This window comes from Sphingomonas hengshuiensis (assembly GCF_000935025.1).
Lineage (GTDB): Bacteria > Pseudomonadota > Alphaproteobacteria > Sphingomonadales > Sphingomonadaceae > Sphingomonas > Sphingomonas hengshuiensis.
The window spans coordinates 2,840,277-2,852,968 of record NZ_CP010836.1; the positions used below are offsets into that span (position 1 = coordinate 2,840,277).

A 12,692-nucleotide genomic window follows, 5' to 3' on the forward strand; every position below is an offset into this window, starting at 1 on the left:
TGATGGCTGAAACCCGCCCGGGCATCCGGGCCTTTGCAGGTTGGATCGGATTGGTGCTGGCGCCCGACGCCGCCTTTGTGCGGCTGGCGGTGATTTATGGCGTTGCGATCTCGCTCCTGTCGCTGGCGACGCCGATCTCGGTCCAGCTGCTCATCAATTCGGTCGCGAACACCGCATTGCCGACGCCGCTGTTCACGCTGGCGGGGCTGCTGTTCCTGCTGCTGCTCCTCGCGGGGGTGCTGGCGGCGTTCCGCGTCCACCTGCTCGCGCTGTTCGAGCAGCGGCTGTTCGCGCGGATCGTCGCGGAGATCACGCTGCGCGCGGTCCATGCGCAGAACCCCTTCTTCGCCGATGCCCGCCGCGGCGACCTGTTCAATCGCTATTTCGACCTGATGACGGTGCAAAAGGCGATGCCGAGCCTGTTGCTCGGCGGTTTCACGATCGTGCTTCAGGGCGCAGTGGGGCTGGTCGTCACCAGCTTTTACCACCCGTTCTTCCTCGCGTTCAACGTGGTGCTCGTCCTCGCGCTGTTCGTCATCTGGCAGCTCTGGGCCTCGGGCGCGATCCGCACCGCCGTCGCCAAGAGCCATGCCAAGCACGCCGCCGCCCACTGGCTGGAGAGCGTCGGTGGATCGAACGGCTTCTACAAGTCGAGCCGCCATCTCGACTATGCGATGGACCGGTCGGAGGCGATCACCGCCAATTATGTCGGCGCGTACCGGCGGCATTTCCGCTACACCTTCGCGCAGACGCTGGCGCTGCTGCTCGTCTATGCGACCGCCAGCGCGGCGCTGCTCGCGCTCGGCGGCTGGCTCATCATCCAGGGGCAGCTCTCAATCGGCCAGCTCGTCGCCGCCGAACTGATCCTGTCGGGCGTCTTCTACGGCATCGCCCAGTTCGGCCCCTATCTCGAGGCGCTCTACGATCTCGCCGCAGGGCTGGAGGAGCTGTCGCTGTTCTGGGACGTGCCGCAGGAATCGGGCAGCGCGGAGGGCGAAGGCCCCGTCGACGGCGCGATCCGCCTCCGCCGCGTCGAGCATCAGGGCCATGGTTTCGACTTCGAGGTCGCGGCGGGCGAACAGCTTGCCGTCGTCGCGGCGCCGGGCGTCGAGCGCGCGCTGACGATGCTGCTCAAGCGGCACCAGTCGCCCGCGCGCGGCCTCGCGCTGATCGGCGGGCGCGACATTGCCGGGCTCGACATGTACCGCCTGCGCGCCGAGGTGATGGTGCTCGACCGCCCCAGCTTCGTCGAAATGTCGATCCGCGACTATCTGTCGCTCGCCGCCTCGGGCGACGCGGCGCGGATGGTCGATGTCCTCGAAACCGTTGGGCTGGCCGAGCGGCTGGGCGGCCTTCCCGACGGGCTCGACACGATCGTCTCGACCTCGGGATGGCCGCTGTCGGTCGGCGAGCTGATGGCGCTGAAGCTCGCCGCGGCGCTGCTCGCCCGGCCCAGGCTGCTCGTGCTCTCGCCGCTGTACGACCTGCTGCCCCCCGAGCGCGTCGATGCGGTGCTCGCGGCGCTGCGCGGCGCGACGACCGTGCTCCAGTTCACTCGCCGGCCCCAGGGGCTGGCACGCGACGGCGCGCTGTGGCTCGGCGCACGCGAACAGCGGCGCTGCGCCGACCTCGACGAACTCGTCGCCTGCGCGCGCGAAGGAGGCTCCGATGCCCTTTCAGCCTGAACATATCGCCCATTTCCCGACGCTCGCCAGCATCCGCCCGCCGCGTGCCACCCGCGTGCTCGCCTGGCTGATCGCCATCGGCATCGGCGTCGTTGCGGCGATCCTGTTCCTCGTCCCCTGGGTCCAGACCTCGTCCGGCGCGGGGCAGGTCACCGCGCTCGACCCCGAGGATCGCGTCCAGGACGTGACGGCGCTGGTGCCCGGCTTGGTCGAGCAATGGTATGTCCGCGACGGCGACCGGGTGCGCCGCGGCGACCCGATCGCGCGCATCGTCGACAACGACCCCAACCTGCTCGCCCGCCTCGCCGCCGAGCGTGCGCAGGTCGTGGCCGAGATCGCGGCGGCGCAACAGGCGATGGCAGTGGCCCAGATCGATGTCGGCAGATCGGGCCAGTTGCTCACCGAGGGGCTGATCGCCCGGCGCGACTATGAAGCGTCGCAGATCAAGGTCGCCGATCACCGCGCCAAGCTGGCCGAGGCGCGCGCCAAGCTCAGCCGCGTCGACGTGGCGCTCAACCGCCAGTCGGCGCAGACGGTGCGCGCGCCGCGCGACGGGCGCATCCAGTCGATCAACGCCGCTGCCGGCGCAACGCTCGTCTCGGCGGGCGATCGGCTCGCGGCGCTGGCGCCCGAGACGCCGGTGCGCGTCGTCGAGTTGATGGTCGATGGCCGCGACATCGCCATGATCCGCCCCGGGCGCCCCGTCCGGCTCGCCTTCGAAGGCTGGCCCGCGATCCAGTTCAGCGGCTGGCCTTCGATTGCACAGGGCATGTTCGACGGTCGGGTGCGCTCGGTCGATCCTTCGGCACAGCCGACGGGGCTGTTCCGCGTGCTCGTCGAGCCGATGCCGGGCAAGCCCGTCTGGCCGAACGCCGATTATGTGCGGCTGGGCGCCAAGGTGCGCGGCTGGATCCAGATGGAGACCGTCAGCGTCGGCTATGAGCTGTGGCGCACGCTCAACGATTTCCCGCTCGAATTCCGCCGCCCGTCGATCGAGGCCGCGCCCAAGGCGTCCGCGCCTGCCCCGGCGGAGAAGGGCAAATGATCCGCCTTCTCGCGCTGCTCGTCGCGCTGGTCGCGGCGGCGCCGGTCGCGGCGCAACCGCTGGCGCTCGACGAGGTCCTGCGCTCCTCGGCGACGCACGCGCCCGCGATCCTGGAGGCGATCACCCGCGAGCGACAGGCCGATGGCCGCCGCCTGTCCGCCGAGGGGGCGTTCGACCTGTTGTTCGAAGGCGAGGCGCAGTCGCGGGCCCTCGGCTATTATGACGGCACCGTGGTCGAGGGCCGCGCGACGCGCCCGCTCGCGACCAATGGCGGCGCGCTCTATGGCGGCTACCGCGTCTCGCGCGGCGACTTCCCGACCTATGAGGACAAGGCGTTCACCAACCGGCTGGGCGAAGTGAAGGTCGGCGGGGTCTTCTCGCTGATGCGCGACCGGCTGATCGACGAGCGGCGCGGGCGGATCGGGCTGGCGGGGGGCGATACCGTGCTCGCCCGGCTCGACCGCGAAATGGTCGCGATCGGCGTCCAGCGGCGCGCGATCGACGCGTATCAGGCATGGGTAGCCGCCGGGGTGCGGACCAGCGTCTATCGCGACCTCCTCTCGCTCGCCACGGCGCGCCAGGCGTCGATCGAGCGCCAGATCGCGCTCGGTGCCCGCCCGCAGATCCTGGGCATCGAGAACCGCCAGAACATCCTCCGTCGCCAGACCTTGCTGGTGCGCGCCGAGCAGGAGCTGGCGGCGGCGGCCAACGCACTCTCCTTCTACCTTCGCGATGCCGAGGGCGAGCGCGTCGTCCCGTCTGCGGACCGCCTGCCCCCTGCCTTTCCAACGCTGCGCCTGCCCGCGCTCGGCCCCGACCTCGCGCGCCGGATCGAACGCCCCGATCTGGCGGCGATCCTCGTCCGGCTCGATCAGGTCGAAGTGAAGCGCCTGCTCGCCGAGAACGAGATGCGCCCGCGGCTCGACGTCCGCGCCGAGCTTGCCAAGGACGTCGGCGATGTCGGGCTGGGCGGCGCATCGCGGACGCCGGCAGAGGGGATAGTCGGCCTGCGCTTCTCGCTGCCGCTCGAACGCCGCCAGGCGCGCGGCAAGATTGCCGAAGCGGCGGCGGAGGCGGATGGGCTAAGGCTGCGGCGCAGGCTGATCGAGGACCAGATCCTCGTCGAGGTGAACGGCCTCGCGATCCAGGCGACGGCGGCCGACCAGCTGGTGGCGCTCGCCGCGGACGAGACGGCGCTGGCGGATCGCATGGCCGAGGCCGAACGCCGCCGGTTCCAGCTGGGCGCGAGCGACTTCATCGTCGTCAACCTGCGCGAGGAAAGCGCCGCCGATGCGCGCCTGCGCCAGATCGACGCCGAGTATCGCCGCGCGTCTGCCCGCGCCGAATTGGTGGCGGCGACCGTCGACCGCGGGCAACTCGGCCTGTAAGCGCGCGCTAAAGCGCCACGTCAGGCTCGCCCATGAAGCGCGCGATGGTTTGGAACGTCGCGCCGTCGATCCGGATTTCGTTGAACGAAGGCGGCTGGCTGCGGACGCGTTCGGACAGCGTGCCCGCGCCGATCAGCCGCACCGTCCTGCCGCCCACGTCGTGCGCGATGTCGAACGGATCGTGGACATGGCCCGTCAGCACCGCATGCGCCCCCGCCGTCGCCAGCGCCGCCAGCGCCTCGCGCCCGCGCCGCGTCCGCGAACTGGCCTGCGTTCCCGCCTCGATCAGCGGATGGTGCGCGGCGACGAACACCAGGTCGCCTTTCGGCACCGCCTCGACCAGCGCCAGCGACTTGCGCAGCGCGCGGATGCTGACATTGCCCTTCGACCAGTTGAGCCGGAACTGGGCGCGCGCCGTGGTCTTCAGCGGCACCACGCCGACACCCTTGAGGTCGAGCGGCTTCTCGATCATCCGCTCGATCGTCTTGTACCGGCGGTAGGGCGCCACCAGCCGCGCCAGCGGATTGAAATAGGGCAGGTCGTGGTTGCCGACCTCGACCGTCACCGGGCGCCCGAGGCTTTCCAGCCACTTGCCCGCCGCCGCGAACTCGCTGGCGCGCGCGCGCATCGTCAGGTCGCCGGTCATCACGATCGCATCGGGCTGTTCCTCCGCGACCCGGCGCCCGAACCATTCGATCGCGGCAACATCCTCGCGCCCGAAATGCACGTCGCTGACATGGAACAGCCGAGTCACGTCGCCGCCTCCTCACGGGTCTTGATGAAGGTCTCCAGGCTCTTGCCCGCCCGGATCGCGACGCGCGGCGGCAACGTCACCGGCTCGCCGTCGAACAGCGCCGTCGAGGGACGCTTGCCGCGCACCCGCAGCGTCTCGGTGCGCGTCTCGCTAACGGCGCGCGCGGCGATCCAGTCGCCGGTCACCCATTCCCAGCCAAGCTGGACGATCGATCCCCAATCGCGCGCATCGACCGCGGCGACGTGCAGGCTGTCCAGATCGGGGGTGACGAACACCGCCTGATACTGGTCGCGTAAGCCAGGCGCGCCGTCCAGCCGGATGCCGCTCCGGCCAAAGGTCTTGCGCCATGCCGCCCGCGCCGCGCCGATCAGCCGGCTCACCCGCCCCTTGCGTGCGGCCTCGCGCGCCCGCGCCCAGGCGGCAGCGGGTCCAAGGATCAGCCCGACGAACGCGCGGTGCTCCCCCGCCTCGACGAAGGGCAGCGCGACGCGGCGGTCGCATGCGCGCGCGGCATGGACGATCCTGTGCGGGTCGGTCTCGCTGTGGAGCCCCTTGGCCAGCAGGTTCATCGTGCCCCCGGGCAGGATCAGGAACGCCCCGTCCCACTCGGCCAGCGCCGACAGCGCGGCGTTGATCGTCCCGTCGCCGCCGAACAGCACGACGGTGTCGACCTTCGCTGCGTCCAGCTCGGCGCCGGTCGGCAGGTCATGCGCGGGAAATTCGGTTCGCCCGGCAAGCTCGAGCCCGCTCTCGGAAAACACCGCCTCCAAAGCCTCGCATTTGGGGCGGGAGGTCGTTCCCGAATTGGGGTTGGTGATGAACCACAGGTTTTGCATGGAGCGGCAACGCGCCAGTCGCAAATTGGTGGCCGGGGCGTAACGATTATCCCGCTATCGCCGCGCGCAGACTGCCGCCACTCGCCGCCAGCAGCGCGCGCGCCGCCGCCACGTCCATCCCGCGCGCGACCAGCACTGCCGCCTTGATGTCGCGCCCCGCCGCCTCCAGCGCCGCGAGCGCCGCCGCATCATCGACTCCCGCCAGGTCGCGCACCATCGCCGCGCCGCGCCGCACCAGCTTGGCGTTGGAGATGCGCATATCGACCATCAGCCCGCCATGGACGCGCCCCATCCGCAGCATCGTCGCGGTCGAAAACAGGTTGAGCACTGCCTTTTGCGCAGTCCCCGCCTTCATCCGCGTCGATCCAGCCACTGCCTCGCTGCCGGTATCGGCGAGCAGCGCATGCTCCGCCGCTGCGAGCAGCGGGGTGCCCGGATTGTTCGCGACCGCAACGCTCAGCGCCCCCGCCGCACGCCCGGCCTCCACCGCCGCGATCGTGTACGGCGTCCGCCCGCTCGCCGCGACGCCGATCACGACATCGTCCGGCCCGACGCCGGCGGCGGCGATCTCCGCCCGTGCCGCATCGCCATCATCCTCGGCGCCCTCGACCGCATGGAGAAACGCCCCCGGCCCGCCCGCCATCAGATACACCAGCCGGTCCTCGCCCCAGCCAAAGGTCGGCCCCAGCTCGACGCCGTCCTGCACCGCGATCCGCCCCGACGTCCCCGCCCCGGCATAGACCAGCCGCCCGCCCCGCCCGAGCCGAATAGCGGCGGCATCGGCGGCGGCGGCGATCGCGCCCTCCTGCCCCGTCAGCGCGGCGACCGCGGCAATCTGCCCCTCCAGCATTGCCGCAACGGCGGTTTCGGTGGGCCAGCGATCGATATCGACATAGCGCGGATCGACGGTTTCGGTGGACATCCATTCCTCTTGTGCAAACCCCACCCCCATTAATCGCTTTGGCCGCGCGCGCGCTATCGCTTAGGCGCAACCGGGCAATAACAAGGAGCTATGGTGGCCAGCGAAAGCCTGATGATCCGCGAGGCTGCCGAAGCCGCTGCGGTATGCGAGCGCCAGATCGCCGCGAACCGGGACGCCGTCCGCGACGCCGCCCAGCGGCTCCGCGCGCTCGATCCCCCCTTCGCCGCCACGCTGGCGCGGGGGAGTTCGGATCAGGCAGCGGGCTTCGCCAAGGTGCTGTTCGAGACCCGCCTCCGCCTGCCGGTGCTCAGCCACGCCCCCTCGATCGGCGCGCTGTACGACGCGACATCGCCCAAGTTCCGCGGCATCCCCCTGTTCGCGATCTCGCAATCGGGCCGCAGCCCCGATCTGCTCGCCGCCGCCGAGCGCGCCAAGGCACAGGGCGCGGTGCTGGTCGTGCTCGTCAACGACGCCGCCTCGCCGCTCGCCGCGATGGCCGACATTCTGATCCCGCTCCACGCCGGGCCGGAAACCAGCGTCGCCGCGACCAAGAGCTTCATCGCCACGCTCGCCGCGCTCGCGCACCTGACCGCCGAATGGAGCGGCGATGCGGCAGTGCTGGGCGCGCTCGACGGCATCGGCGACGTGCTGCGCAGCGGCTGGCCGCTCGACTGGAGCGAAGCACTGCCCCCGTTGGTCGGCGCATCGAGCCTGCTCGTGCTCGGGCGCGGGCTGACCTTCCCGATTGCGGGCGAGGCGGCGCTCAAGTTCAAGGAAACCTGCGCCATCCATGCCGAGGCGTTCAGCAGCGCCGAAGTCGCGCACGGCCCGATGACTTTGGTCGAGGCCGCCGACCCGGTCTTCGTGTTCGGCCCCGCCGACGCCGCGCGCACTGGCCTGCGCGACCGCATCGCCAGCTTTGCCGAGCGCGGCGCCACCGTCATCGCGGCGGGCGATCCCGACGACATCGCCCCCGCCGCGATCCGCCTGCCCAGCGTCACCGGCGCGCACCCGATCATCGGCGCCATTGCGATGATCCAGAGCTTCTATCGCTTCGCCAACGCGCTCTCGCTCGCGCGCGGCCGCGACCCTGATCGCCCGCCCTATCTGGCCAAGGTCACGCGGACGCTATGACCCGGACCGCGCTCACTGGCGCCGCGATCGTCGCGGAGGGGCGGGAACTCCACGGCCACGCGCTGCTGCTCGACGGCGCGTGGATCGCCGCGATCGTGCCCGAAGCCGCGATCCCCGCCGATGCCGGGCGGGTGGCACTGGGCGGCGGCTGGCTGCTGCCGGGCTTCATCGATACCCAGGTCAATGGCGGCGGCGACGTTCTGTTCAACGACGCGCCGACCGTCGAGGGCATCCGCGCCATCGCCGCCGCGCATCGCCGCTTCGGCACGACCGGCATCCTCCCCACGCTGATCAGCGACGATTTGTCGGTGGTCGAGGCCGCGATCGACGCGGTGGACGCCGCGATCCAGGGCGGCGTGCCCGGCGTGCTGGGCATCCATGTCGAGGGGCCGTTCCTCAACCAGGCCAAGCGCGGCATCCACGATGCCACCAAGTTCCGCACGATCGATGACAGCGTGATCGCGCTGCTCACCCGCCCCGGCCCCGGCGTGCGGCTGGTCACGCTCGCCCCCGAACTCGCCCCACCCGGCGCGATCCGCGCGCTGGTGGCGGGCGGCGTGATCGTCGCAGCCGGCCACAGCATGGCCGACTATGCCCAGACCCGCGCCGCGTTCGACGAAGGGCTGCACGGCTTCACCCATTTGTTCAACGCGATGACCCAGCTCGGCAGCCGCGAGCCCGGCATGGTCGGCGCCGCGATCGAGGATCGCGCGAGCCATTTCGGGCTGATCGTCGACGGCCACCACGTCCACCCCGCCGCGCTCAAGATCGCCATCGCCGCGCGCGGGATCGACGGCGCCATGCTCGTCACCGACGCCATGCCCCCGGTCGGCGGCACGCGCGGCGCCTTCACGCTGATGGGCACCGAGGTAAAGCTGGAGGACGGCACGTTGCGCGGCCCCGACGGCACGCTGGCGGGATCGGCACTGACGATGGCGGCGGCGGTGCGCAACGCAATGGACCTGCTCGGGCACACGCTGGCCGAGGCATCGGCAATGGCGAGCGCGAACCCGGCGGCGTTCCTGCGGCTGGGCGAGCGGACCGGCGCGATCGCGCCGGGGCTGGCGGCGGACCTGGTGCATGTGGATGCGGCGCGGCGCGTCACGCGGACTTGGATCGGTGGCGTGGTGTCAGTGGTGGGGGAGTGAGGATCGGATGATAGCTTCGGCGCGCAACCGGATCGCTCCATCGCATCTATAATTGCGCATATGAATCAATGCACTAGGATCAAATCCTATGAAAGCGATTATGCTTTTGGCGGCGATCCTCGCGCCAGCATCGGTGTCGGCGACACCGACCGATCAGTTCATCGCGCGTTGGGAGGCGGCGTCCCGCGCTCCAAAGCAACCGGGTGTCACCGCGGAGCAAGCGTTGGCGACACCGGAGCTAAAGGCGTTGGTGGAGGAATTTTTCGCGGTAGCCAATGAGTATCGCCGCCAGATACTGGAGGCCCGCGCGGCGGGGACGCCACCGCGCGCATGCCCGCCGAAAAGTCTGGACCTGTCGATCGACACGGTGCTGGCCGATATTCGCTCGCTACCAACTACATGGCAATCGCGGGATTTTGCTGACAGTTTCGGTGCGGCGCTGGACAAGCGCTATCCCTGCTCTGCCAACGCGCAAAACACCTGAATGCGGTTCGCCGTCCCAATCGCGGCGGCGGTGTTGCTTTCCGGGTGCAATCAGGGGCCGGAGACCGTCGAGCAATGCTATTCGCGACTTTCGCGACTTGCCGATACGCTGCCGAGCGCAGCCAGCCCAGTCCATGCGGTATACACGTTCGATCTGTCCAAGATCGATAGCGATCGCCGTAACCAGATAGCGGCCAGCGGCATCGATGGCCGTGGACCGCCGACAATCATCGCGGCGAACCAGCCGGCAGGCGTAGCGGGTGCCGCGTTCGAGAACACGCAGCCCGGACCGAATGGCGTGCTCCTCTCCGCGCAAGCCCCGGCCCTCCTGCGGGTCGCTGGCGGGGCGCACGCATCGGCGGGGGACGCAATTCGGGACGGTTGCCGGATGCTGCCCGGCGCCCGGCTCAAGGCCGTTGCGTTGACTGCCGGTTAGCCGGCGCGATCACACCGGGGCTGGCCGTGGATCTGGTACTTCTGGAAGCGGCGCGGGGGGTGACGCGGACTTGGATTGGGGGCGTGGTGTCGGGGTTGGAAAGGTGGGCTGAGGGGGGATGCGGTAGCGAGATGGCGTAGTCTGGTGGAGAACCACCGCGCCGGGGTGGTGGCCACCGAGCGAAGTTTAGGAAGTTTAGGCGTATGCGCGTTTTTCGGCAGGCCTCGCCACGAGCCGGCGGGGGGATGCGAAGTTTAGGAAGTTTAGGCTCGTGGACAGTTGGCGGGAACCGCCAGCCGGAACATGGGTCGAGCCCGCGAAGCGCGCCGCTTCGTGCACGTGAGGGGGGTATCTTACGGAATCAAAGAGCGGTCGCCGGAAGGCAAGTTCGGTACATATGGGGAACATCGCCGCGATTGCAAGGGGGCGGCTGCTGCGCCGGACGGCACGGGCGAAGCTCGCTGCGAGTGCCCGGAATTGGCGGCTAGCTGCCGTTAGAGGATCACACCTTGGCGATATGCCAATTTCGCCGATCCGCGCACTTTCTCCCCGCGCCTTGTCACTTCCAGGCTAATCTGCGCGCGATCGATACGGGTGAGCAGTACTCCAAGACAGTCATACTTCCGCATGTCAGTTTCCGCGTCAGTCTCGACGTGGATCTCTAAACGATTCGGGTCAGGGCCGAAATTACGAATGACGGCATCTGCGCCATAGAAGCGCTGCACCGTATCCTTGATGAACTCGATTTCGCCTTGTGACATAGGCGCTGGAGTTCTTGGAGGGACTGGGGGTGATGCGACCGGCATATTGCTTGGTAGCATACAAGCGAATGTCCGCTAGTGGGGGCGGAACCCGCCCTTCCCATCACGCAGCACCCCAACCTACTCCCGCACAAACCCCGCCAGCAACAACGCCCCATCCAGCGGGTCCCCCATCGGCTCGCTCAGCCGCGCCACCGTCCGCGCGCGCAGCCATGGCCGCATCCGCAGCGACAGCCCGCCGGCCAGCGCACACGCCGGCGCCCCCTTTGCGAACACCGTCTCGATGAAGCGCTCGACGTGCAGCGCGGCGTCCTCGACGATCGATCGCGCGATCGAATCATCGGCCTCGGCATGGTCCATCACGATCGGGGCGAGCTGGGCGTAATCCTTGGGCGTCGCTTCATCCATCCAGGCGATGGCACGCGCCGTGTCATGCCCGAAGCGCTCGCTCACCGCAGTGCTGAGCGGCGTCCGCGTCGTCCGTCCGTCGAGCGCGCGCAGCGCGTGGCGCATCGCGCTGAGCCCCAGCGCGGCGCCGCTGCCTTCGTCGGAGATCGGGAAGCCATAGCCGCCGATCGCGAAATCGCGCCCGTTCACGCGCACCTGCGCGATGCTGCCGGTGCCGATCACCAATGTCGCGCCGTCCCTGCCGCCATGCGCGCCGATATTGGCGATCGCCGCATCGGTTTCATAGGCGACCGACGCGAAGGGAAAGGCCAGGCTTTCCAGCCGCTCGCGCACGCCGGGGCGCGAGATGCCGGCGATCCCCATCCCCGCGCGGATCGTCGCGACCGAAGCCGGGTCGAGCCCGGCCTCGGCAATCGCCTGTCCGATCGCGTCGAGCAAGGTCGCGTGGAGGATCTCCAGCCCGACCCGCGCATTGGCCGGGCCGGTCTTGCCGCTGCCGATCACGGTGCCGCTCGCGTCGATCAACCGGCTGCGGCAATGGCTGCCCCCGGCATCGATCCCGAGATAATAGACCATGCCGCACTCCTTGACGCTTGACCCTTTGCGCCACCCTCTAGGACCCCCGCCGGGCCGCCGCAACGCCGGGATTGCCCTGCCCGGATGACGCGCGCGCGTGGCTCTGCTAGGGGCTCGATCCTCCCCCGCCACGCCATCAGGAACCCGTCGCACAGTGCAGAATCCCGCCGATCCCATCCGCGTCGTCGCGCTATACCGGTTCACGCCGTTCGCAGAGTGCGCCGCGATCCGCGCGCCGCTCGCCGCCGCCTGCGATGCCGTCGGGGTCAAGGGCACGCTGCTGCTGGCGCGCGAAGGGATCAACGGCACGATCGCGGGCGCCGATGCCGCGATCGACCATGTCCTGGCGCACATCCGCGCGCTGCCGGGCTGCGCCGATCTCGACGTCAAGGAATCGCGCGCGCCGACAATGCCTTTCCTGCGCATGAAGGTGCGGATCAAGCGCGAGATCGTGACGATGGGCGAACCCGATATCGATCCGCTCGACGCCGGCCATTATGTCGCACCGCACGAGTGGAACGCGCTGATCGAGCGGCCCGACACGATCCTGATCGACACCCGCAACGACTATGAAGTCGCGATCGGCAGCTTCGACGGCGCGATCGATCCCCGGACCCACAGCTTCCGCGATTTCCCCGCCTGGTTCCGCGCGCACCGGGCGGAATTCGAGGCCGAGGGCCGGATGCCGCAGGTCGCGATGTTCTGCACCGGCGGCATCCGCTGCGAAAAGGCGACCGCGTTCGTGAAGGCCGAGGGCATCGATTCGGTCTTCCACCTGAAGGGCGGCATCCTCGCCTATCTCGAGGCCGTCCCGCCCGAGGCGAGCCGCTGGCACGGCGAGTGTTTCGTGTTCGACGAGCGCGTCAGCGTCGGCCATGGGCTGGTCCCCGGCGACTATGGCCTGTGCCGCGCGTGCCGGATGCCGGTGGGCGCCGAGGACCGCGCGTCGCCGCTCTATGTCGAGGGGGTGAGCTGCCCCGCCTGCCACGCGACCCGCACCGACGAACAGCGCACCCGCTACGCCGAGCGCCACCGCCAGGCGATGCTGGCCGAGGCGCGCGGCGAGCGCCATGTCGGCGCGGTGTTCCCGGCGCCCGACCAAGGCTAGCCCGCCCC

The 12,692-nt window shown here is 69.9% G+C and carries 13 protein-coding genes; 8 read left to right on the top strand and 5 right to left on the bottom strand.

From position 1 onward, the window contains the following. The first annotated feature begins 2 nt into the window (after positions 1 to 2). Genes TS85_RS12530 through TS85_RS12540 form a run of 3 tightly spaced genes read left to right on the top strand, consistent with a single transcriptional unit; the run spans position 3 to position 4,118 of the window. Entirely contained in the window at positions 3 to 1,685 is a 1,683-nt protein-coding gene (locus TS85_RS12530; RefSeq protein ID WP_044332568.1) for an ABC transporter transmembrane domain-containing protein, read from the top strand. Next, positions 1,669 to 2,730: an efflux RND transporter periplasmic adaptor subunit gene (locus tag TS85_RS12535; RefSeq protein WP_044332571.1), complete on the top strand. Its 1,062-nt coding sequence runs from the start codon at positions 1,669 to 1,671 to the stop codon at positions 2,728 to 2,730. The genes TS85_RS12530 and TS85_RS12535 overlap by 17 nt, the downstream gene beginning before the upstream one ends. Next, the gene (locus TS85_RS12540; RefSeq protein ID WP_044332573.1) at positions 2,727 to 4,118 is read left to right on the top strand and encodes a TolC family protein; all 1,392 of its coding nucleotides are present in this window, start codon (positions 2,727 to 2,729) and stop codon (positions 4,116 to 4,118) included. Before TS85_RS12535 ends, TS85_RS12540 begins: the two co-directional genes overlap by 4 nt. 7 nt (positions 4,119 to 4,125) lie before the next feature. Here the strand turns inward: TS85_RS12540 and TS85_RS12545 are convergent, their stop codons facing one another. From TS85_RS12545 to TS85_RS12555, 3 genes are read right to left on the bottom strand one after another with little or no spacing between them, the layout of a single operon-like run. Next, complete coding sequence (locus TS85_RS12545) at positions 4,126 to 4,872, bottom strand: metallophosphoesterase family protein (RefSeq protein WP_044332575.1); 747 nt, start codon at positions 4,870 to 4,872, stop codon at positions 4,126 to 4,128. Beyond that, positions 4,869 to 5,708, bottom strand: a complete 840-nt coding sequence (locus TS85_RS12550; RefSeq protein ID WP_044332577.1) for a diacylglycerol/lipid kinase family protein — start codon at positions 5,706 to 5,708, stop codon at positions 4,869 to 4,871. Before TS85_RS12550 ends, TS85_RS12545 begins: the two co-directional genes overlap by 4 nt. A 46-nt stretch (positions 5,709 to 5,754) precedes the next feature. Continuing rightward, a complete protein-coding gene (locus TS85_RS12555) occupies positions 5,755 to 6,630 on the bottom strand; it encodes an N-acetylmuramic acid 6-phosphate etherase (protein WP_044332579.1) in 876 nt (291 codons plus the stop codon). Between the two features lie 90 nt (positions 6,631 to 6,720). Here TS85_RS12555 and TS85_RS12560 point away from each other — a divergent pair, with 90 nt between their 5' ends. The 4 genes from TS85_RS12560 (at position 6,721) to TS85_RS12575 (ending at position 9,831) form a co-directional block, all read left to right on the top strand. Further along, positions 6,721 to 7,764, top strand: a complete 1,044-nt coding sequence (locus tag TS85_RS12560) for an SIS domain-containing protein (protein WP_044332580.1) — start codon at positions 6,721 to 6,723, stop codon at positions 7,762 to 7,764. Continuing rightward, entirely contained in the window at positions 7,761 to 8,912 is a 1,152-nt protein-coding gene (nagA, locus tag TS85_RS12565) for an N-acetylglucosamine-6-phosphate deacetylase (protein ID WP_044332581.1), read from the top strand. Before TS85_RS12560 ends, nagA begins: the two co-directional genes overlap by 4 nt. An 88-nt stretch (positions 8,913 to 9,000) precedes the next feature. Then, complete coding sequence (locus TS85_RS12570; protein WP_044332583.1) at positions 9,001 to 9,396, top strand: hypothetical protein; 396 nt, start codon at positions 9,001 to 9,003, stop codon at positions 9,394 to 9,396. Then, entirely contained in the window at positions 9,397 to 9,831 is a 435-nt protein-coding gene (locus tag TS85_RS12575; RefSeq protein WP_044332587.1) for a hypothetical protein, read from the top strand. It begins immediately after the preceding gene. Between the two features lie 494 nt (positions 9,832 to 10,325). Here the strand turns inward: TS85_RS12575 and TS85_RS12580 are convergent, their stop codons facing one another. Beyond that, positions 10,326 to 10,592, bottom strand: coding sequence for a hypothetical protein (locus tag TS85_RS12580; RefSeq protein WP_044332588.1), 267 nt, complete (start codon positions 10,590 to 10,592; stop codon positions 10,326 to 10,328). Between the two features lie 120 nt (positions 10,593 to 10,712). Continuing rightward, positions 10,713 to 11,576, bottom strand: coding sequence for a BadF/BadG/BcrA/BcrD ATPase family protein (locus TS85_RS12585; RefSeq protein WP_044332591.1), 864 nt, complete (start codon positions 11,574 to 11,576; stop codon positions 10,713 to 10,715). Between the two features lie 154 nt (positions 11,577 to 11,730). On the opposite strand from TS85_RS12585, the gene trhO reads away from it, so the two are divergent. After that, entirely contained in the window at positions 11,731 to 12,684 is a 954-nt protein-coding gene (trhO, locus tag TS85_RS12590; protein WP_044332593.1) for an oxygen-dependent tRNA uridine(34) hydroxylase TrhO, read from the top strand. Positions 12,685 to 12,692 lie beyond the last annotated feature (8 nt).

Bases quoted from the DNA above. Each gene is read 5' to 3' on its own strand.
- TS85_RS12530 (WP_044332568.1), top strand. From the start codon at position 3: ATGGCTGAAACCCGCCCGGGCATCCGGGCCTTTGCAGGTTGGATCGGA.
- TS85_RS12535 (WP_044332571.1), top strand. From the start codon at position 1,669: ATGCCCTTTCAGCCTGAACATATCGCCCATTTCCCGACGCTCGCCAGC.
- TS85_RS12540 (WP_044332573.1), top strand. From the start codon at position 2,727: ATGATCCGCCTTCTCGCGCTGCTCGTCGCGCTGGTCGCGGCGGCGCCG.
- TS85_RS12550 (WP_044332577.1), bottom strand. From the start codon at position 5,708: ATGCAAAACCTGTGGTTCATCACCAACCCCAATTCGGGAACGACCTCC.
- TS85_RS12555 (WP_044332579.1), bottom strand. From the start codon at position 6,630: ATGTCCACCGAAACCGTCGATCCGCGCTATGTCGATATCGATCGCTGG.
- TS85_RS12560 (WP_044332580.1), top strand. From the start codon at position 6,721: ATGGTGGCCAGCGAAAGCCTGATGATCCGCGAGGCTGCCGAAGCCGCT.
- nagA (WP_044332581.1), top strand. From the start codon at position 7,761: ATGACCCGGACCGCGCTCACTGGCGCCGCGATCGTCGCGGAGGGGCGG.
- TS85_RS12570 (WP_044332583.1), top strand. From the start codon at position 9,001: ATGAAAGCGATTATGCTTTTGGCGGCGATCCTCGCGCCAGCATCGGTG.
- TS85_RS12575 (WP_044332587.1), top strand. From the start codon at position 9,397: ATGCGGTTCGCCGTCCCAATCGCGGCGGCGGTGTTGCTTTCCGGGTGC.
- TS85_RS12580 (WP_044332588.1), bottom strand. From the start codon at position 10,592: ATGTCACAAGGCGAAATCGAGTTCATCAAGGATACGGTGCAGCGCTTC.
- TS85_RS12585 (WP_044332591.1), bottom strand. From the start codon at position 11,576: ATGGTCTATTATCTCGGGATCGATGCCGGGGGCAGCCATTGCCGCAGC.